General features: G+C 71.0%; 15 protein-coding genes and 2 pseudogenes. 6 read left to right on the plus strand and 11 right to left on the minus strand.

Translation table 11 applies throughout. The annotated features are described in order from the left end of the window. Positions 1 to 63 precede the first annotated feature (63 nt). Positions 64 to 1,650, plus strand: coding sequence for an alpha-amylase family glycosyl hydrolase (locus OG272_RS03525; RefSeq protein ID WP_405892514.1), 1,587 nt, complete (start codon positions 64 to 66; stop codon positions 1,648 to 1,650). Positions 1,651 to 1,722: 72 nt separating this feature from the next. On the opposite strand, the gene OG272_RS03530 is transcribed toward OG272_RS03525, so the two are convergent. Continuing rightward, complete coding sequence (locus tag OG272_RS03530; protein WP_405892516.1) at positions 1,723 to 3,564, minus strand: sulfatase; 1,842 nt, start codon at positions 3,562 to 3,564, stop codon at positions 1,723 to 1,725. A gap of 384 nt (positions 3,565 to 3,948) precedes the next feature. Between OG272_RS03530 and rho the strand changes: the two genes are divergently transcribed. Together rho and OG272_RS03540 are read left to right on the plus strand one after the other, a co-directional pair. Next, positions 3,949 to 5,091: a transcription termination factor Rho gene (rho, locus tag OG272_RS03535; protein WP_326585032.1), complete on the plus strand. Its 1,143-nt coding sequence runs from the start codon at positions 3,949 to 3,951 to the stop codon at positions 5,089 to 5,091. Between the two features lie 80 nt (positions 5,092 to 5,171). Next, entirely contained in the window at positions 5,172 to 6,359 is a 1,188-nt protein-coding gene (locus OG272_RS03540) for a serine hydrolase (RefSeq protein WP_327731224.1), read from the plus strand. 227 nt (positions 6,360 to 6,586) lie between these two features. On the opposite strand, the pseudogene OG272_RS03545 reads toward OG272_RS03540, so the two are convergent. The 5 genes and pseudogenes from OG272_RS03545 to OG272_RS03565 form a co-directional block, all read right to left on the minus strand. After that, positions 6,587 to 7,492 (minus strand): annotated as a pseudogene (locus OG272_RS03545) (glycosyltransferase family 87 protein); the annotation flags it as partial. Further along, complete coding sequence (gene mptB, locus OG272_RS03550) at positions 7,489 to 8,874, minus strand: polyprenol phosphomannose-dependent alpha 1,6 mannosyltransferase MptB (RefSeq protein WP_405895980.1); 1,386 nt, start codon at positions 8,872 to 8,874, stop codon at positions 7,489 to 7,491. The pseudogene OG272_RS03545 and the gene mptB, both read right to left, overlap by 4 nt. A gap of 124 nt (positions 8,875 to 8,998) precedes the next feature. After that, positions 8,999 to 9,541, minus strand: coding sequence for a DUF1707 domain-containing protein (locus OG272_RS03555; protein ID WP_326585030.1), 543 nt, complete (start codon positions 9,539 to 9,541; stop codon positions 8,999 to 9,001). A gap of 234 nt (positions 9,542 to 9,775) precedes the next feature. Next, complete coding sequence (locus OG272_RS03560) at positions 9,776 to 10,159, minus strand: nuclear transport factor 2 family protein (RefSeq protein WP_328507930.1); 384 nt, start codon at positions 10,157 to 10,159, stop codon at positions 9,776 to 9,778. A gap of 23 nt (positions 10,160 to 10,182) precedes the next feature. After that, positions 10,183 to 10,779, minus strand: a complete 597-nt coding sequence (locus OG272_RS03565; protein ID WP_405892519.1) for a DUF2255 family protein — start codon at positions 10,777 to 10,779, stop codon at positions 10,183 to 10,185. Between the two features lie 441 nt (positions 10,780 to 11,220). Between OG272_RS03565 and OG272_RS03570 the strand changes: the two genes are divergently transcribed. Further along, positions 11,221 to 12,366 (plus strand): LacI family DNA-binding transcriptional regulator, encoded by a 1,146-nt coding sequence (locus OG272_RS03570; RefSeq protein ID WP_405892521.1) that lies wholly within the window; start codon positions 11,221 to 11,223, stop codon positions 12,364 to 12,366. An 851-nt stretch (positions 12,367 to 13,217) separates the two neighbouring features. Then, positions 13,218 to 15,023 (plus strand): RICIN domain-containing protein, encoded by a 1,806-nt coding sequence (locus OG272_RS03575; protein ID WP_326585026.1) that lies wholly within the window; start codon positions 13,218 to 13,220, stop codon positions 15,021 to 15,023. On the opposite strand, the gene OG272_RS03580 is transcribed toward OG272_RS03575, so the two are convergent. Together OG272_RS03580 and OG272_RS03585 are read right to left on the minus strand one after the other, a co-directional pair. Continuing rightward, positions 14,920 to 15,660 (minus strand): aldo/keto reductase, encoded by a 741-nt coding sequence (locus tag OG272_RS03580; RefSeq protein WP_405895981.1) that lies wholly within the window; start codon positions 15,658 to 15,660, stop codon positions 14,920 to 14,922. The two genes, OG272_RS03575 and OG272_RS03580, sit on opposite strands and share 104 nt — an antisense overlap. A gap of 4 nt (positions 15,661 to 15,664) precedes the next feature. Beyond that, positions 15,665 to 15,817, minus strand: a complete 153-nt coding sequence (locus OG272_RS03585; protein ID WP_326585025.1) for a hypothetical protein — start codon at positions 15,815 to 15,817, stop codon at positions 15,665 to 15,667. A 462-nt stretch (positions 15,818 to 16,279) separates the two neighbouring features. On the opposite strand from OG272_RS03585, the pseudogene OG272_RS03590 reads away from it, so the two are divergent. Further along, positions 16,280 to 16,474 (plus strand): annotated as a pseudogene (locus OG272_RS03590) (aldo/keto reductase); the annotation flags it as partial. A 363-nt stretch (positions 16,475 to 16,837) separates the two neighbouring features. Here OG272_RS03590 and OG272_RS03595 read toward each other — a convergent pair. From OG272_RS03595 to OG272_RS03605, 3 genes are all read right to left on the minus strand, one after another. Next, the gene (locus OG272_RS03595; RefSeq protein WP_326585023.1) at positions 16,838 to 17,776 is read right to left on the minus strand and encodes a glutaminase; all 939 of its coding nucleotides are present in this window, start codon (positions 17,774 to 17,776) and stop codon (positions 16,838 to 16,840) included. Positions 17,777 to 17,856: 80 nt separating this feature from the next. Beyond that, the gene (gene aspA, locus OG272_RS03600) at positions 17,857 to 19,269 is read right to left on the minus strand and encodes an aspartate ammonia-lyase (protein WP_326585022.1); all 1,413 of its coding nucleotides are present in this window, start codon (positions 19,267 to 19,269) and stop codon (positions 17,857 to 17,859) included. A gap of 120 nt (positions 19,270 to 19,389) precedes the next feature. Beyond that, positions 19,390 to 20,439, minus strand: a complete 1,050-nt coding sequence (locus OG272_RS03605; protein ID WP_327732346.1) for an asparaginase — start codon at positions 20,437 to 20,439, stop codon at positions 19,390 to 19,392. Positions 20,440 to 20,449: the final 10 nt, after the last annotated feature.

The following is a 20,449-nucleotide window of genomic DNA, read 5'->3' on the forward strand; positions in this document are numbered from 1 at the left end:
ACGTCAGCTTAGGCCTTGGCTCGGGGCAGCGGCGGGCGCGGACCCTCGCCTATGGTCCAGGGCATGACTTCGTTCCGTCCTGCCCCGACCTGGCTGGCCGACGCCGTCTTCTACCAGATCTATCCGCAGTCCTTCGCCGACTCCGACGGAGACGGCATCGGGGACTTCGCCGGAATCACCGACCACCTCGACCATCTGTCCTGGCTGGGCGTCGACACCGTCTGGCTGAACCCCTGCTTCGTCTCCCCGTTCCGGGACGCCGGGTACGACGTCGCCGACTATCTGAACGTCGCCCCGCGCTACGGCTCGAACGACGACCTCGCGGGGCTCGTCGACGAGGCGGGCCGCCGGGGCATCCGGATCCTGCTGGACCTCGTCGCCGGCCACACGTCCATCGACCACCGCTGGTTCCGGGCCTCCGCGAACGACCCGGACGACCACCGCTACATCTGGACGACGGAGGGCCGGCCCGACGGCTTCGTGGCGTCCCCCGGCACCCGCCCGGGCGCGTATCTCCCGAACTTCTTCGACTCCCAGCCCGCCCTCAACTTCGGCTACGCACGCGAGAATCCGGCCGAACCCTGGCGACTGCCCGTCGACGCCGACGGCCCGCGTGCCAACCGCCACGCCCTGCGCACGGTCATGGACCACTGGCTGGGCCTGGGCATCTCCGGCTTCCGCGTCGACATGGCCGCGTCGCTCGTCAAGGACGACCCGGACAAGACCGAGACCACCCGCGTCTGGACGGAACTGCGGCACTGGCTGGACGCCGCCCACCCGGACGCCGTGCTGCTCGCGGAATGGGGCGAGCCGGAGGTGTCCATCCCGGCCGGCTTCCACGCCGACTTCTTCCTCCACTTCGGCGGCCCCGCCGACGGCCTCGCCCTGCGCTCGCTGTGGAGCAACGGCGAGGGCACGGTCCACGAGAACTGGGACCCCCTCGACTGCTTCTTCGACGCGAGCGGCCGGGGCTCACCGCGGCCCTTCGTCGAGGCCTGGCAGCAGGCGTCCGCCGCCGTCGCCGATACGGGCGCCATCTCCCTGCCCACCGCCAACCACGACTTCTCCCGCCTCAACTGCGGCCCCCGCACGGCCGATCAGCTCCCCGCCGCCTTCGCCTTCCAGCTGACCTGGCCGACGCTCCCGGCGATCTACTACGGCGACGAGATCGGTATGCGCTACGTCCCGGGACTGCCCGACAAGGAGGGCAGCGTCCTCGGCCCCCGCTACAATCGCGCGGGCTCCCGCACCCCGATGCAGTGGGACGACACCGCGAACGCGGGTTTCTCCACCGCCCCCACCGACCGCCTCTATCTCCCCGTCGACCCCTCCCCCGACCGCCCGACCGTCGCCGCCCAGCGCGCCGACGACACCGCGCTCCTCCACCTCGTACACCGCCTCATCTCCCTGCGCAGGCGCACACCCGAGCTGGGCTCCGGCGGTTCGGTGGAGGTCCTGCACGCCGGATATCCGTTCGTGTACGTGCGGGGCGGGCGGTACCTGGTGGTGATCAACCCGCAGCGGCACGAGGCCTGCCACCCGTACACTCCCGCCGTGCGGAGCGCTCTGGAGGGGCAGGGCGTGGCCCTCGTGGACGGCACGATCACCGCGCGGGGTTTCGGATACGGGATCTTCGAGCTCGGCGGTTAGCCGTCGGGGCCGGATGCCCGGAGCCCCGCTCCGGGCATCCCCCGTGTACCGTGCGGACGCCTACGCGGACTTCTACGGCGCGGGCGAGGCGGCCACGTTCGGCTCTTCGCCGTACGCCGTGAGGAAGCGGTCGCGGAAGGAGTCCATGCGCCAGACCGGGGCGTCGTCGCCGGGCCGCAGTCCGTCGGACCAGCCCCAGTCGTCGATCCTGTCGAGGACCTCGGGGTCGTGGGCGACGATGGTGACCGGTACGTCGTGGTCCGCGCCGTTGCCGCTGACGCTCGCCATGGGCTGGTGGTCGCCGAGGAAGACCAGCACCGTGTTCTCGTCGCCGTACTTCTCCACGTACTGCAGAAGACTGTGCAGCGAGTACTGGACGGACTTGCCGTACTCCTCCTTCACCTTGACCGGGTCGGTGAACACGTCGGCCGGGTCCTTGCCCGCCTTCTCGATGTCCTGGTAGACCGAGCCGTCGCCGACCTCGTCCCAGCCGACCATCGTCGGCAGCGGCGCCCACGGCTGGTGGCTGGAGGTCAGGATGATCTCCGACATCAGCGGTTTGTCGCCCTTCTTGGCGGCCTCCAGACGCTCGAACGCGGTGAGGGCGTACTGGTCGGGCATGGTCGACCAGCTGAACTTCGGCCCCTGGTAGCCGAGATCACGGGAGTCGTAGACCTTGTCGAGGCCGTAGAAGTCGCCCTCCGGCCAGTTCTTCTGCACCCCGGGCACGATGCCGACGGTCCGCCAGGCGCCCGTCTTGCCGAAGGCGCCGGGCAGGGTGAGGCGTTCCCCGGCGGTGACGGTGCGGTAGCGGCTCTGGTTGTCGATCCACAGGCCGGTCAGGAACGTGGAGTGGCCGAGCCAGCTGCTGCCGCCGTACGTCGCCGAGGTCAGCCAGCCACTCCTCGCCGCGAACCCGGCCTTGCCCAGCGCCTCGCCCTCCTCGTCGAGGGCCGCGTTCACCCCGGGCGCGATGGCCGGGTCCTCCAGGGCGGCGCGGCCGTAGCTCTCGATGAAGGTGATCATCATGTCCTTGCCGCGCAGCCCGGTCAGCAGCCGGTCGGCGGGCACATCGGCGAACTTGTCCTTCTTGGCCTCCTTGGCGAACGCGGCCTCGTCCCGGAGGGTCTCCTGGACCCGGCCCCAGCGGTCCTGCACGAAACCGATGGTGTTCCTGGAGGCGACCGCGGTGTTCTGGATCGGCGTCAGGCCGAGCGCCGCGCAGGTGATCCACACGGTTCCGGCGACGATCGTACCCTTGGTCGCCCGGTCCCGGTCACGGACCAGGAGGTTCACAAGCCGCACCACCGCCAGGGACATGACGACGAACAGCAGCAGCACGAGGGCCACGAGACCGATGACGGCGGCCAGCGCGCCCGTGGAGCCGAACGTGTCCTGGACGTACGATTCGGCGTCGTCCAGCAGGCCCCAGTCGAGGACCACGTTGAAGCCACGGCCGAGGAATTGGTTGAAGCCGATGTCCAACGCCTTCACGACCACCAGCGCGGCCAGCCCCACCCCGATGACGACCGCCGCGGCCAGCCTCGGGCGGCGCGGCAGCACCATCAGCAGGGCGGCGGCGAGGATCGGCTCCACCGGTATCCGCAGGAACTGACGCGCCTCGAAGAACTCGGCCTTGCCCGGCATCAGCAGTGCGAAGAACACCAGGGCGGCGGCCAGCGCGGTGACGCTCCAGGACAGAACGCGTGCGGCGACCGGGTACTTCGTCCGGAACGCCGTCCGGTATCTCCGCCATCGGCGGACGGGCTCACCGGTCCTGGCCGGCGTGTCCTCGACGGGGGTGTCCGACACCGACGGGTCCTCCGCCGGCGACGGGTCCTCCGCCGACGACTCGCTCGCCTCGTCCGTCTCGTCCGTGTCCGGTGATGGGCTGGAGCGCGTGAAGAGCGACACGCGACGTTCCTTCCGTGCGAAGACCGCTGGTGGTGCCCCCCTCTGTACGAGGGGCCGACGGCATCAGTTCAAAGACCACGGGTAAGCCATCGGTAAGGAACTCCCCAACGACCGGCCACCGGTGGTGGTACACTCGCCTTGGCACGTGTGTATCGCCCACTCTCGGGCTCCGGTGCCACTCTCTCGGATCGTCAGATCCCTCTCGCCGAACCGCCCGTCGATTCGCGACAGGCCGTCGGCTTCCCCGCACCACCCGCCACCTTTCGGCCCGCCCTCTTCCGCGCTGCCGTGCACGGCTCCGCCGTACCCCGGGTGTATGCCCCTCCCCTCCCCCTTCCGCATGCGTTTTCCCCTTCCCTGACGTCCTCGAAAGGACCACCACCCATGACCACCACCACACTCGAACGCACCTCCACCGATCGGCAGCCTCCGGCCCGGGTCACCGGCGTCCTGGAGATCGCGCAGGGCGGGCAGGGACACCTGCGCGCCGAGCGCGGCCTGCCCACCCCGTCCGACCCGCAGGTCCCCGCCGCGCTGATCCGCCGGTACGGGCTGCGCAAGGGCGACACCGTCGAGGGCGTACGCGACGGCCGGCGCGCCCTCACCGAGGTCGAGCGGATCAACGGGCGTACGCCCCAAGAGCTGCGCGGCCGCCCGCACTTCCACGACCTCACCCCGCTGCACCCGCGCGAGCGACTGCGGCTCGAACACCCGGCGAGCGGTCTGACGGGCCGTCTGGTCGACCTCGTGGCACCCGTCGGCAAGGGGCAGCGCGGGCTGATCGTGGCCCCGCCCAAGACCGGCAAGACGGTGCTGCTCCAGCAGGTGGCCGCCGCGATCGCCGCCAACCACCCCGAGGCCCACCTGATGGTGGTGCTGGTCGACGAGCGGCCCGAGGAGGTGACCGACATGCGGCGCTCCGTGCGGGGCGAGGTGTACGCCTCCACGTTCGACCAGTCCCCCAAGCAGCACATCGCGCTCGCCGAACTCGTCGTGGAGCGCGCCAAGCGGCTCGTCGAGCAGGGCGAGGACGTCGTGATCCTGCTGGACTCCCTGACCCGGCTGTGCCGGGCCCACAACAACGCGGCCGCCTCCGGTGGCCGCACCCTCAGCGGTGGTGTCGACGCCGCCGCGCTGCACGGCCCCAAGCGGCTCTTCGGCGCCGCCCGGCTGACCGAGGAGGCCGGCTCCCTCACCATCCTGGCCACCGCCCTGGTGGAGACCGGGTCCCGCGCCGACGACTTCTTCTTCGAAGAGCTCAAGGGCACCGGCAACATGGAGCTCCGCCTGGACCGCGCCCTCTCCGACCGGCGTGTCTTCCCCGCCGTCGACATCACCCCGTCCGGCACCCGCCGCGAGGAACTCCTTCTCACGCCGGGCGAGTTGACGGCCGTGCGCGGGCTGCGGCGGGCCCTGCGGTCGCGCGAGGGGCAGGCGAACCTCGAAACGCTCCTGGAGCGGATGCGCGCCACCCCTGACAACGCGACCTTCCTGCGGCAGGTGCATCCCACGCTCCCGGCGGCATGACATGAGGCATCCGGGTGCTCGATCCGCGCGCTCGGCCCTGGCACCCCGCTCCACGGCACGACCGTTCCTACGTTTGCGATATGACCATCGGATTCTCATCCCGCGTCCCTCGTGTTGCCCGCGCCGCCGTCAGCTGCTCCCTCGTCTGTGCGCTCGGGGCCCTGGCCGTCGCGACGAACCCCGAAGGTGCCGGCCTCCCGGTCGAGGCGGGCGCGCAGGACCCCAAGGCCGCGCAGGAGACGCCGTCGCTGCACCGGCCGGGGACGCGGGTACGGCCGCGGGCCGGGGCGCCCCGGGTGCCGCAGGACGTCTCCGCGGTGTCGTGGCTCGTGGCCGACGCCGACAGCGGCAAGGTGCTCGCCGCGCACGACGCGCACCGGAAACTCCCGCCGGCGAGCACGCTGAAGACCCTGTTCGCGCTCACCGTGATGCCGGGACTCCCGGCCGGCCTCCGACACACCGTCGACCGCGAGGAGCTGGCGGGCATCGGCGCCGGGAGCAGCCTGGTCGGCGTCAAGGAGGACCGCACCTACAGCGTCGCCGACCTGTGGCGCGGGGTCTTCCTCAGCTCGGGCAACGACGCCGTGCGCGTCCTGGCCGCCCTCAACGGCGGCTGGAAGGCCACCGCCGAGCAGATGCAGGACAAGGCCCGCGCCCTGGGCGCCCGGGACACCCACGTCGTCTCGCCCGACGGCTACGACGCGCCCGGCCAGGTGTCGTCCGCGTACGACCTGGCGGTGTTCGGGCGGGCCGGGCTGCGCAACGCGGAGTTCGCCGGGTACTGCGCCACGGCCACCGCGAAGTTCCCTGCGGGAGGCTGGTCGTACGCCATCCAGAACACCAACCGCCTGCTCACCGGCGCCGGTGTCGAGCGCTATCCCGGGCTGATCGGCGTCAAGAACGGCTACACGAGCAACGCCGGCAACACGCTGATCGCCGCCGCCAGGCGCAACGGGCGCACCCTCGTCGCGACGGTGATGCGGCCCCGGTCGGGTAGCCGCTACGCCGTCTACGAGGAGGCGCGCTCCCTTCTCGACTGGGGTTTCCGTGCCGCCGGGCGCGTCGACGCCGTGGGCTCGCTCCTGCCGCCGCGTCCGGCGGCGGGCCCTCAGGCCGCCCCCGGGTCACCACCCGCCCGCGAGGACGAGGCCGAGGTCACCGCCCCCGGCTGGCCGGTGGCGGGCACGATCACGGGCGCGGCCGGGTTCGGCGCCGCGGCCGTGGCACTGATCCTGCGGCTCAGCAGGGGCCGGTTCTCCCGCGGCTGACCGACCGGCAGCCACAGCAGCAGGCCCAGGGTGATCCACACATAGGTGTTGCTGCCCACGAAGCCGCCGAGGCCGGACGCGTCGTCGAACCACAGCCAGACGACGCTGCTGCACAGCACCCCGTACAGCGCCGCCGCGAGCGGCAGCAGTCGGCGGTGTCTCACCAGGACGGCGAAGGACGGGAGCAGCCAGACCAGATGGTGCACCCAGGTGATCGGGCTGACCAGACACGCGGTCAGCCCGGTGAGGGCGAACGCGGCCGCCCAGTCCTCGGCACGCACCGCCGCACGGACCCGCCGCACCCACAGGCACAGCACCGCCAGCACGAGCAACGCCCATATGACGCGGCCCGGTTCGTGCGGTGCCCCGAGCCGGGCCAGGACGCCCTGCAGCGACTGGTTGGAGACGTAGTCGAGACGGCCGATGCGGCCGGTGTCCCACAGGGCCTCGGTCCAGTAGAAGCGGGAGGCGGCCGGGGCGATCCAGGCCGCCGCCGCGGTGGCGGCCGCGGCGACGGCCGTCGCGAGCCCGGCGGCCCGCCACCGCCGGGCGAGCAGCAGCAGTCCGATGAAGATCGCGGGCGTCAGCTTGATCGCCGCCGCCAGGCCGATGCCCACGCCTGCCCGGCGGCCCCGGCCGGTGGACAGCAGCCAGGCGTCGCCGAGCACCAGGGCCAGCAGCAGGAGGTTCACCTGGCCGAAGCTGAAGGTGTCCCGCAGCGGTTCGAACAGGGCGAGCGCGCAGAGGGCGAGGGAGGCGCCGAACCAGCCGTGGCGGCGCAGGAGCGGCCCGGCCAGCACGTACAGGACGGCCGCGAGCGCCGCCAGGTTGAGCCCCAGGCACAGCACGATCGCGGTGCGCAGCCCGACCAGCGCCATCGGCAGCATGGTGACGGCCGCGAAGGGCGGATAGGTGAATCCGTAGGTCGTGCCGGGCACCAGGTAGTCGTAGATACGGCCGTCGTGGTGGACCCAGGTGTCGATCGTGCCGTGGTAGACGCGCAGGTCGAACCAGTCGCGCAGCAGTGGGACGGTCGCGGTGAAGACGGTGACGGCGACGGCCAGGGCGAGGACGAGGAGGACGCGGGCGCGGTCGGTGCGCGGCCGGAACCACCTCTGGCGCGGTTCGCTCATGCCGTGCGCTCCAGGGCCGGCGCCCGGGAGGCCTGTTCGGCCTGCCACAGCACGACCACCGCGAGCACTCCCCCGCACACCGCCAGAACGATCTGCGCGGTGTCCGCCGGATCACCGCTCGGCAGGACGGCGAGGGCGAGCACCCCGCTGGCGGCCGCGACCCGGCGCTGCACCGAGGCGTTCCGGGCGGCGGCGATGAGGAACAGGCCCCACAGCGCGTACCAGGGGCGGACCGCGGGACCCAGTGCGGCCACGACGGCCAGGCTGAGGCCGAGCGCGTACACGGGGCCCGGCCTCAGCCGGAGCCAGATGAAGAGGACGACGGCGAGGGTCAGCAGGAGTCCGGCGGCGCGCCAGGCCGGGAGGGCGAGGGGGGCCAGGTCGCTGCCGAGGCCGTGCAGGAGGGTGCCGGTGGCGCGGCCGAGGACGCTGGTGGGCGACCAGTTCTGCGGGGACACCGGGGTGCGCAGGGCGGCGATCCAGCCGTATCCCGTGCCGGCCAGGGCGGTCACGGCCGCCGTGGTGGCGGAGGCGACGGTCAGGGTGGCCGCGGTCGTCCGGATCCATCGGGTACGGCCGCGCATCACGACCAAGGCCAGCAGGCCGAGCGCGGCGGGTGCCTTCACCAGGGCGGCGAGCGTGACGAGGACGACGCCGAGGAGGTACCAGCGTCCTCGCGCGAGCACCAGCCCGACGCCCAGCAGCCCCAGCATCATCGCGTCGTTGTGAGCCCCGGCCACCAGGTGCAGGAGCACGAGCGGGTTGAGCGCGCCGAGCCAGAGGGCGACGGCCGGGTCGGTTCCGCCGTGCCGGGCGAGGCGGGGCAGCGCCACGGCCATCAGGGCCACTCCGAGCAGGGCGATCAGGCGCATCCCGATGAGCCCGGCCGGTATCCGCCCCTCGGTCAGGCCGGAGAGCCCGGAGGCCATGACGAGGAAGACCGGGCCGTACGGTGTCGCCGTGTGCCGCCACATCGGTGCCACCTCGTCTGCGAGCGGACCGCCGAGGTGGGCGGGCCCGTGCAGGTAGACGTCCATGTGGGCGTCGACCATGGCGCCCTGGGCGAGGTAGCTGTAGACGTCCCGGCTGAACAGCGGTGGCGCGAGGAGCAGGGGTGCCGCCCAGACGGCCAGCACGAGGAGCAGGGCGCGGGGTGTGGGTGGTTCGGGTCCGCGTATCACCTTTCCCAACAGCGCCCAGGCTGCTGTCAGCAGGACGACGCCGAAGTAGACACCGACCAGACCCAGCGCACCGCGCCCCGAGGTCGGCGAGAGCAGGTCCTGGACCGGCAGGGCACCGGCAGTTTCACCTCCCAGGGCGAGAAAGGCGGATCCGGCCAGGCCGAGCGCCTGGCAGCGGCGGAGATCGACGGGAAAAGCGATGGCCAACACTCGGTCAGCGTGTCAACGCCGGGTGGCGCGGAGGCGACGCGGCACCTTCCTGACGGGTACCGGGACGTGACGACGAAGAAGTGACGGACCGTTGGTCCTGGTGCCGGACGGGGCCTCAACGCCGCGCGTGGCGGATCTTCAGCCGCCCGAACCCCATGGCCCCGGAGATCCGGATCGTCGGCCCGCCGGCCGGGGGGCGCCGTGGGGGCTTGTAGAGCGTGTCCTTCCACCCGGTGCGCAGATCCTCGAAGTCGACGATCGCGTCGCGAGGCAGCGTGATCTTTGCCCTGCCGGTGCCGAGGTGCAACTCGATGTCGACCACCGGATGCTCGATGACCGCCCGGGACAAGTCCAGGTGCACCCTTCCGAATGCGGACTCGACCTTGAGGGTGCGAGGTACCCGCCATGCGCCTCGCCGCTTGATCCGTCCGCCGGCGGCGGCAATCGTGGACGTGGTGCCGGCATTCTTCTCCGGGAGCGAGGCCAGAGCCGGCACGAGCTCGCTGTGCGTCTTGGCGGTGAGGGCCCGGTGGAGGCGTTCGTCCATCGCCTCGTGTGAGAGGTGCCCTTCGGCGTAGGCCTCCTGCAAGCGCTGCACGGCCATGTCGCGGTCGTCTTCGCTGATCAGTGACGGCAGGTCTTCCGGCACAGAGGTCATCGTCTCACTCTAATGCCGTGCCGACGAGGCACCATAGGTGACCGCGCCTCGGCCGACCGTCCGAGGGTCGACCCACCGGAGCCGGAATTCCCGGTGCCGCACCGCCGGTTCACCCACTGTCGTGGTGAGCTGCGGATCATCGGATACCGCGCGTCCTTCGCCGCACGTCTGCTCGACCGCCGTACGCGCGACGTTCCTCCGTGGTCCCGGCCGCGGCGGCCGACCGCGTGTGGGTCACCAGGTCGTGGCCACTGAGCGCAGCGCGGTCCACGTGTCGCCGTCCCTGGCGTAGTCCATGGTGAATCGCAGTGGCCAGTCGGCGTGTGTGCCGTAGACCGTTGCCTCGGTGACGATGCGGGCGACGAGGCGGGCCGTGTCGCCCTCCACGTCGACGGTGACGTTCTTCTCGGTCACGCCGTGGTAGACGAACCGGCCGGCTCGCATCTGGGACAGCCACTCGGCCTTGGGCTGCTGGTACCCGGTGATGTGGGTGAGGGTGAAGCCGTCGTCGAGCAGGTCGTCCAGGGCTTCGGTGTCGCCGTCGGTCATCGCCCGCAGGTGGGCGCGGTAGGCCGCGAGCACCTCTTCGCGGGCGTTCACGTCCAAGGGTGCGTTCATGGTGGCTCCTGTCCTGTTCGGGGTCATTCGGCGGCTTGGCGTCGGGGCAGCCGTACTTCTTCGAGGTCGAGATGGCGCTGGACGTGGCGCAGCACGGTGTCGTCGATCTCGTGGTCGTCGCGGAGGCGGAGCACGGTGGAACGTTTGTGGGCGAGGAGGGCCAGGCGCAGGGCGGTGTAGTGCCGGTGGTGGCGCAGGGCGTCCGTCTCGTCGGAGGCAGCGGTGTCGCCGCCGGCGCGGACGACGAGCAGGTGGGTCTCGTACTCCTGGCGCATGCGTTCGGCGACCGCCGGGTCCGTGTCCAGTTCCTCGGCGAGCGTGGGGAGGGCCTTGAGTGCCTCCTCGGTCGCGGTCGTCTCGGCGAGGAGGCGTTCCCCCGCCACGTCCCTCTCGACCCCGCCGGCCTGGACACGGCCCTCGTGGCAGGCTCGGGTGCCGCGGAACCAGGCGGAGGTGGGGCCGTTGACGGAGCGGACGTAGATGCCGTTGTCCACGCGTACGACCCAGATCGTGCGCCAACCGCTCAGTAGGCCGTCCCGGCTCCGGGAGGCGACCTCCAGTTCCTCGGCCGCGCCGACCCGATCGAGTTCGTCGTCGGTCCAGGGAGCAGTGCTGGTCATCGGTTCATCTCCTCGGTCCTCGGATGACTGCTACCGCAGGGCGGGCTCGAACAGGGCGAGGCGGGAGGGGACTCCCCTCACCGCGGGAAGATCTTCAAGCCTGGTCGCCGTGCTCGCATCACGGCAGACCGTGCCATGCCGGAAGCCGGCGTTCCAGGGTGTGACAGGGCCCCCCACATCGCTGTCGGCGCCGCCGTGATGGTGTCTCCGCCGACAGTGAACCGGCCGCGCCGGGTGACGAACCGTCGCATGAGGGCCCCACGAGCGCCCGCTGTTCGCCGCCGCGCCCCGGTCCTGTCAGCGGCACAGCTCAACCGAACATCGCGGATACGTTCCCAAACTCTTGACGACTGCCATATGACTGCGTAGACATGACCGCGCAGTCAGACGAACGGCGTCTGACCTCATCGGGCTTCGATCGTGCGGCCATCGGGAGACGTCATGACGCGAGGGACGGGGCGGGACGAAATCCCCGGCGCGCCGCGCAGCGTGGACGTGGCCCGTGCGGCCGGGGTCTCGCAGAAGACGGTGTCGCGGGTCTTCAACGACGAGCCGTACGTCTCCGCCGAGGTGCGCAGGCGGGTCACGGAAGCCGCTGAGCGGCTCGGTTACCGGCGTAACAACGCCGCCCGGGCGCTGGCCTCCGGACGGACCCGCTCGATCGGCGTGGTGACGTTGGGCACGACCCTGTACGGTCCCGCCTCACTGCTCATGGGTGTGGAGAGGGTGGTCCGGGACACGGGCTACGCGCTCCGCGTGGTCAACACGATGGAAGGCGACCCGGCGGGCCTCGCCGGCGCTGTCGAGCTCCTCGACCAGGGCGTCGACGGCATCGTCATCTCCGAGCCGATCGAGGAGGAGGGGGGCGCCGACCTCTCTGTCCGCGTCAGCGTGCCGGTTCTGGTCCTCGGCGCGCCACCGCCCTTCGCGGCCTCCACCGTGTTGTTCGGGGGAGGCGGCTCGGATCTGATGGCCCGGGCGGCCGTCGAGCATCTGCTGGACCTGGGGCACCCGACGGTCCATCACCTCGCCGGTCCCCAGCGGTGGTACGCCGCCAAGGACCGTCTCGAGGGCTGGCGGACGGCGCTGGCCGTACACGGCAGGGACGAGCCGCCGGCCATCGAGGGCGACTGGTCGGCCGCCTCCGGTTACGCGGCGGGCCGGGAACTGGCCGCCGACCCCGAGGCGACGGCGGTGTTCGCCGCCAACGACGACATGGCGATCGGCCTGATCCGGGCTCTGACGGAGGCCGGGCGCCGGGTGCCGGAGGACGTCAGTGTCGTCGGCTTCGACGACAACCCGGTCGCCGCCTATGTGACACCTCCCCTGACCACGGTGCGGCAGCCGTTCGACACGGTGGCGCAGGAGGGGCTCAAGCGACTCGTGCACGCCATCGAGAACCCGCAGGCAGAGGCCGTGCCGGCGAGCGACCCACCGGTCGACGTCGTTGTCCGTGCTTCGACCCGGCCCCCGCCGCTCCGGACGCCCCGGACGCCCCCGGGACGTCGACGACATAGCGGCTCCCGATCCCGAGGAGAGGCGTCCAGTCCCTCGCTCCCGAAGAAAGGCCCGTCCACCCACCACTGAACGGCGCCGATCGGTCTGGGCCGCAGAGCCCGGACCCGGCGTGTGAGCCCAGGGGCCGCCCGCCGTACCGGCCATGGTTCAGCCCTGTCCATCCCGACCGCGTCCCCGCCACGGCGGACGACCCCGCACCACGGACGACGCGCGCATTCCCCTTCGCCCCGCGGCTCTCGAGCCACATGGCTACCTGGCCACATGGCTACCTGGCCACATGGCCGCATGGCCGCATGGCCGCAGCGCTCCTCGGCCCGTCCCGCAGACGCCTGCGTGCCGTACACCGGTCGCAGCCCGCGCAGCCGCGCTTCCCGAACCCGTCCGGATTCGACGTCCAGATCGTCCCGCCCACGCCTGCTCTCTCCTCGTCACCCCCTTGCCACACGCCCTCCCCCGGCGTGCCGTCCCCTTCGCCATCGGCGGGAGTTCACCATGCCCACATCCGGATCCCTCACCGGCTCCTCCCCCATGAGCCATCCCCTGTTCCTCTGTTCCTCACCACGACGGGTGCCTTGTCGCCCGGGGCGGCCCTGGCCCTCACCGCCTGCGGCGGCGGTGGTTCCGGGAGCAGCTCCTCCGACTCCGCCGAGCCGGCCGGTCAGACCGACATCGACAGGGCGATGAAGACGCCGACCGGGCTGAGTTCTGGACCTGGGTTCCGAACATCACCGAGGAGGTCGCGCTCTTCGAGAAGAAGTACCCGTGTGCGCGGGCCGAGGACGCGAAGCTCTCCGACGCCCTGAACGGCACGTCACTCCCCGCAGGCGCGGCACTTGACCTCGGCGCCTGGGAAGTACGCGTGTTCGTCTCCTGATCCGACCCGGACAGGTATCACCTTGATCATCCCCCGAGGAGAAACCATGCATAGAAGAAGAGCAGGGAAAGCGCTGGGAACTTTCGTCGCGGCGTCCGCGCTGCTGGCCATACCCGCGTCCGGTGCGCAGGCGTACAACCCGACGGGCGGGACCCTGTACCAGCTCGGCAGCGAACCGTGTCTGAAGGGACGCGGTAACTGCGCGATCTACCCGAAGTCGGCGCAGCTGCCGAGCGGACGTCTGGTCGCGGCTTTCGAGAAGTCGACGGTCGTGACGGAGACGGGCAGCGCCGACAAGCAGACGCTCCCGGTCTACAAGAGCGACGACGACGGCACGTCGTGGCAGCCGCTGTCGGAGGTCAAGGCGCCCGCGTACATCTCCAGCGACTCCAAGTACGCGAAGTACACGAGCAACTGGACCAACCCCTACCTCTACACGCTTCCGCAGGACGTCGGGGACCTGAAGCAGGGCACACTGCTCCTGGCGACCGTGGTGTCGGGCGACGACTACTACTACAAGGAGCACAAGGCGGCCGATCCGAACTGGACGCCCTCCAACGACGGCGACCGCAAGGACCTCGCGATCGCCCTGTACTCCAGCACCGACGACGGTGCGACGTGGAAGATCCTGAACGTCGTGGCGACCGGCGGCTGGCAGGGCGGCAGCGCGGGCGCGACCGGACAGAACATCGCGAACGCCAACACCAACAAGCAGGTCGATCCCCTCTGGGAGCCGTACCTGATGGTCCACAAGGGCAAGCTCGTCTGCTACTACTCCGACGAGAACGACTATCTCGGCTTCAACGCGACCACCGGCGTCCCGACCCTCGACCCGGCGAACGACACCGCCAAGGACTCCCTCGGACAGATCCTCGTCCACAAGACCTGGGACGGCCGCAGCACGAACTGGAGCGCGCCCGTCGTCGACATCGCCGGACTGACCCAGGACATGGGCGGCGGCAAGACGGAGATCGGCGGCGGCCGGCCCGGCATGACGAACGTCGTCCGCACGACGGACGGCAAGTGGATGCTTCCCTTCGAGTACTGGGGCGGCGGGGCAAACACCAGGTACGTGCTGGCAGACAGCCCGCTGGAGTTCTACAAGGGCTCCGCCACCGGCACGGACGTCGCTTCGCTGCCGGTCGACTCCGGTTCTCGTCCGCTCGCCAGAGGCGGCAGTCCGGTGATCATCAGGCTTCCGGGAGGGCGCCTGGTCTACAACGCGGCCGGCAGCGGCAACGTCTGGGTCAACGAGAGCGGCCGCAGCGACGGTACGTGGAAGGAGTATCAGACGACATCTCAGGGCGGCTACAGCCGCAACCTGCAGTACGTCGAGGGCACCGGCCGCATCGCGATCCTCAACAACCAGGGCACCTCGACACTCAAGTTCGCCGAGGTCGATCTCGGGCACTCGGACGGCGCCTACTACCAGCTGGTGAACAGGAAGACGGACCAGGTGATCGGCACCGGCAACAAGACCAACGACGCGAACCTCGGCAACGGCGACGTCCCCGACGTCCGTCTGGAGGCCCCCGGCTCGGCGGCGAACGCGGACACCCAGTTCTGGCACGTGGTGACCGAGCCCAACGGCGGCAAGACGCTGCTGAACAAGGCGGGCGGACGCGCGGCAGCCATCTGGACAGGGAACGCGACCGTCGGTCAGCGCATCGGCCAGTGGGTCGACAACAGCGCCACCGGCAGCTGGAACCTCATCAAGACCGACGACGGCTTCTACAGACTGCAGTCGGTCAAGAACACGAACCTGTACCTGACTGGCGCGTCCGCCAGTGCGCCGCTGACCTTGCAGAACGCGGCCACGGACGGCTCGCAGGACTGGGAGCTCGTCGAGTAGGCTCCGGCCCGGCCGCGGGCCCATCGCTCGGCGGGTGCTGCTGCGCGGGGCGTCGTACTCCTCCTCCGAGACCTTCTCCAGCCACTCGGTCTCGGAGGTCTCCTCGCCCGGCGGGGTGTGGATCGTGTCGCCGGGGGGCCTCGATGACCGTGCCGTCGCGCGTGTCGAGGAACAGCGGGCGGCCCTGCTCGTCGACTGCGGGGTTGCTGCGGGCGCGGCTGGTGCGTTGTCCCCCCATGGCCGGGTGACCAGCCCTGCGGCGAGCGGGCTCCAAGGCGGCGTTCGGCTGCGTTTGGTCGGGGTGCGTGATGCAGACGCGGTCGACGCCGTCGAGCATCGACGACGCGCCGAGGTAGCGGACCTTGCCCGCCTTGACGACGTCGTGCAGCACCCGCGTCTCGGGGTCGAAGCGGTGGATCTGGTACAGGTCGATGTAGTCGGTGTCCAGGCGGGCGAGGGACGCGCCGACCTGCTCCAGGATGGCCTTGCGGGACAGCCCTCCACCGCCGGGGCCCTGGCGCATCGGATAGAACACCTTGGTCGCCAGGGCGATGTCCTCACGGCGGGCGTACGTGCGCAGCGCGCGCCCGACAATCTCATCCGAGGAGCCCCGCAGCAGATGTTGGCGGTGTCCCAGAACGTCACGCCGAGCTCGGCCGCCTGCCGGAGACCGGCTCGGCCCGCTCGCCGTCGAGTAGCCACGGCATCTCCGCCGCGGGGATGCCGAAGCTCATGCGGCCCAGTGCGATCCGGCTGACCTTCACGCCCGAGGTTCCCAGGCGTGTGTATCCCATCGAGTGTCTCCTTGTGGTGAACGTCCGCTCTGCACCCACCTCGCGGCAGCAGCCGACCGCCGGTGACGGCTCCCTCGCAGTGCATCGCAGAGCTTCGGTCAGCAACTTCTCGTTGCGCGGCCCGACATGGGCAGAGACCTGCAGGACCGCAGACACGGGGAGGGGGCGAGGTGATCCGGTTACGGCCTGGGCCTGCGGGCGTGCAGGACGTAGGCCGACGGCGAGTTCCGCCAGACGGTGCGGCCGGGAACGACCTCTTCCAAGCGGTCGGACAGCAGGTCGCGGAATCGGCGTGCTGAGACCAGAGGGGCGGCGTGGCGATAGGCGAAGGTCGTGAAGGCGCCGGTCGGTGCGAGAACCGCAGCCAGTACCTCGACGAGGTGTTCCTGGACTGTGACCGCACTGTGGCGCGGACCGGAGGAGAACGTCCTGCCGCTCTGCGAGGAACTCGGCATCGGCTTCGTGTGCTGGGCGCCGCTGGGCATGGGCTTCACGACCGGCGCGATGAGCCCGTACTTCCCGTTCGCGGAGGGAGACCGCCGGACCGCGATGCCCCGCAACAGCCGGGACAACCTGGCCGCCAACATGCCACTGGTACAGCTCCTCCAGGACTGGGCCGTACGCAAGGGCGCCACGCCCGCCCAGATCGACCTCGCCTGGCTGCTGGCCCAGAAGCCGTGGATCGTACCGATCCCCAGCACCACTCGGCTGTCCCATCCTCCTGGAGAACATCGGCGCGGAAGAGGTCAGGTTCAGCCCCGACGAACTCCAGGAACTGAACGCCGCCGTCGCGAGCATCACCATCCACGGTGCCCGGCTCTCGCCGGCGGGCCTCGCGCTGACGGGCGTCGAAGCACCGCCCCGCTGACCGACCACGCGGACCTGTCTGATCCGGTCCCCTGCCGAACTCCCGCACATCGAGGCGATGTTCCGCCGGGGACGGCTTCGGCTCGCGCTCAAGCGCTCGTGATGACCGCCCGCCGATGCCGGGCGGACCAACTCCTCGTTGGCGGACTGCTGTCAGAAAACAGACAATCCCGTCAGGGTGGTGAACCGGTCCAGCGCCGCCACTCCCGCCACCGAGTTGCCCCGCTCGTCCAGCCCCGGACTCCACACGCACAGCGTGCAGCGCCCCGGGACGACCGCGATGATGCCGCCGCCCACCCCGCTCTTGCCGGGCAGGCCCACGCGGTAGGCGAACTCGCCGGCCGCGTCGTAGGTGCCGCAGGTGAGCATCACCGCGTTGACCTGTTTCGCCTGGCTGCGGGTCAGGAGGCGGGTGCCGTCGGCGCGGACGCCGTGCCGGGCGAGGAAGGTGGTGGCGAGGGCGAGGTCGGCGCAGGAGGCGGTGAGGGAGCACTGCCGGAAGTACTGGTCGAGAAGGGCCGGTACGGGGTTGTCGATGTTGCCGTACGCCGCCATGAAGTGGGCGAGGGCCGCGTTGCGGTCGCCGTGCGCCGACTCGGAGGCGGCGATCTGCGTGTCGAAGTCCAGGTCGGGGTTGCCGCTCTCCGACCGCAGGAAGGACAGCAGTTCGCCCGCCGCGTCGCCGGTACGAGTGTGCAGGCGGTCGGTGACGACGAGGGCGCCCGCGTTGATGAACGGGTTGCGCGGGATGCCGCTCTCGTACTCCAGCTGGACCAGGGAGTTGAAGGGGTTGCCGGAGGGCTCGCGGCCCACGTGCTCCCAGAGGGCGTCGCCCTCCCGGGCCAGGTCGAGAGCGAGGGTGAAGACCTTGGTGATGGACTGCGTGGAGAACGGCTCGCGCCAGTCCCCCACGCCGTACACCGTGCCGTCGAGCTCCGCGACGGCCATGCCGAAGTGGCGCGGATCGCGTGCGGCGAGCGCCGGGATGTAGTCGGCGGGCCGGCCGCGGCCCGGGGTCCGCTCGATCTCCTCGGCGATGCGTTCCAGGACCGGCTGGAAGGTGAGGGACGACGTCGTTGTCATGATCACCATTGTGCCTTCCGCGCCGGTCCTGGCGCGTCGTCGCAGGTCAGTGGGTGGGCCGGTGCGGGGATGAGCCGGCCCTGGGTACGTCAGGCCAGGGGGCCTACGCTGCCCGCGAGCACCTCGGGCCGCAGCAGTTCCCGGAGCCGTTCGGCGGGCAACAGGCCCTTCTCCTGGACGAGTTCGGCCACGCCCCGGCCGGTGGCGAGGGCTTCCTTGGCGATGTCGGTGGCCGCCGTGTAGCCGATGTACGGGTTGAGGGCGGTGACCAGGCCGATGGAGTTCTCCACGGCCGCGCGCAGCTCGTCCTCGTTGGCGGTGATGCCGTCGACGCACCGCTCGGCCAGGGTCAGGCAGGCGGCCCGCAGATGCGTGAGGGACTCCGACAGGGAGTGCAGGATGATCGGCTCGAACGCGTTGAGCTGGAGCTGTCCGGCCTCGGCCGCCATGGTGATGGTGACGTCGTTGCCGATGACCTCGAAGGCGACCTGGTTGACGACCTCGGGGATCACCGGGTTCACCTTGCCGGGCATGATGGACGAACCGGCCTGCACCGGCGGCAGGTTGATCTCGTTGAGGCCCGCGCGCGGCCCGGAGGACAGCAGCCGCAGGTCGTTGCAGCTCTTCGAGAGCTTGACGGCGATCCGCTTGAGGACGCCCGACATCTGCACGAACGCGCCGCAGTCCTGGGTGGCCTCGACCAGGTTGGCGGCGGTGACCAGCGGCAGGCCGGTGATCGCCGCGAGGTGGCGGCGGGCCGACTCGGCGTATCCGGCGGGGGCGTTGAGGCCGGTGCCGATCGCCGTGGCGCCGAGGTTGATCTCATGGATCAGCTCGACGGCCTCGTCAAGACGGGACCGGTCCTCGTCGATCATGACGGCGTATGCGGAGAACTCCTGACCGAGCGTCATGGGGACCGCGTCCTGCAACTGTGTACGGCCCATCTTGAGCACGTCGCGGAACTCGACGGCCTTACGGGCGAAGGAGTCCTGCAGGACGGCCATCGCCTTGAGCAGTCCGTGCACCGCGAAGACCGTCGCTATCTTGACGGCGGTCGGGTAGACGTCGTTGGTGGACTGGCCGAGGTTGACGTCCTCGTTGGGGTGCAGGTACTCGTACCGGCCCTTCTCGTGGCCCAGCAGCTCCAGCGCCCGGTTGGCGACGACCTCGTTGGCGTTCATGTTGGTGGAGGTGCCGGCGCCACCCTGGATGACATCGACGACGAACTGGTCGTGCAGCTTGCCGTCGCGGATCTCCCGGCAGGCCTCGATGATCGCGGCGGCCTTCTCGGGGGCGAGCAGGCCGAGTTCCTCGTTGGCGCGGGCGGCGGCCTCCTTGACGGCGGCCAGGGCGTCGATCAGATGGGGGTAGGCGGAGATCGGGGTGCCCGTGATGGGGAAGTTCTCCGTGGCGCGCAGGGTGTGGACGCCCCAGTACGCGTCGGCGGGGATGTCACGGTCTCCGAGCAGATCGTGTTCGCTGCGGGTCGCTGCGGCGGTCATGGCGGTGCGGGTCCTCTTCTTTGAGGCGGGTGCGGGCGGCCGCCTTCGTCGGGCGCGGCTCCTGTGGGGCCGCGCCTTCGAAGGCGGTTCGAAGGGAGACGAGATTGCGGAGCCGAGGGTTCAGATGTCCGTGGTGTCCGCGAGCGGATCGAGAGCCCTGGCCGGCCGGATGTGCCCGACGACGTCGCCGCCACCGAGCAGCGGGGCGCCCGCGAAGCCGGCGAGGACGACCGGGTCGACGCCGGCGCGGGTGAGGGCCGCCGCGGTGACGGGGATCCTGGCCCGGTTGGCGCCGTCGGCGATCTTCACGGCGACGGCCCGGCCGTCCGGGAGCGCGGCGACCTGGACCCCCTCGAAGCCGTCCTTGGTGAGCAGTCCGGGCACGGCCCGCATCAGCTCGGCCACGTCGCGCCCGGCGCCGGACGCCATCTCGGCGTGCGCGCGCATGGCGTCGGCGACCGTGCGCTCGGGGGTGCCCTCGGTGGCGGTGGTGATCCGGGCGAGGGCGCGGGCCAGGCCGTGCAGGGAGACGGAGAAGAGGGGGGCGCCGCAGCCGTCGACGGTCACCCGGGCGATGGCCTGCCCGGTGAGGTCCTCGACGATCTCGGCGATGGCCTGCTGCAACGGGTGGGCCGGGTCGAGGTAGTCCTCCAGCGACCAGCCGTTGAGCCTGCAGGTGTAGAGCATGGCCGCGTGCTTGCCGGAGCAGTTCTGCGCGAGACGGGAGGGCTGCCTCCCCTCGCGTATCCACTCGTCCCGGACGGCCGGGTCGTAGGGCATGTCGGTGACGTTGCGCAGATCGTCTTCGGTCGCCCCGGCCAGCTCCAGGATCTGCCGGGTTCCGGCGAGGTGGCGTTCCTCGCCGGAGTGGCTGGCCGCGGTCAGGGACAGCAGTGCGCCGTCCAGGGGCAGTCCGGCGCGCAGCATTGCCACGGCCTGGACTGGTTTGAGCGCCGACCGGGGGTAGAACGCAGCCTCGATGTCGCCGAGTTGGAGTTCCACCTCCCCGTCGGCACCCAGCACCACGACGGAGCCGTAGTGGATGCCCTCGATGACACCTCCGCGTACGAGGTGGGCGACGGGGGCGTGGAGCGGTTCCCGGATCGCGGGGGCCGCGGCCACCGGAGCCGCAGGGATCGCCGCGGCGCCGGTGGTCGTGGGGTCGTACATCACTGCCTGA

The sequence above is a fragment of the Streptomyces sp. NBC_00104 genome (assembly GCF_045160825.1).
In the GTDB taxonomy this organism is placed as follows: Bacteria; Actinomycetota; Actinomycetes; order Streptomycetales; family Streptomycetaceae; genus Streptomyces.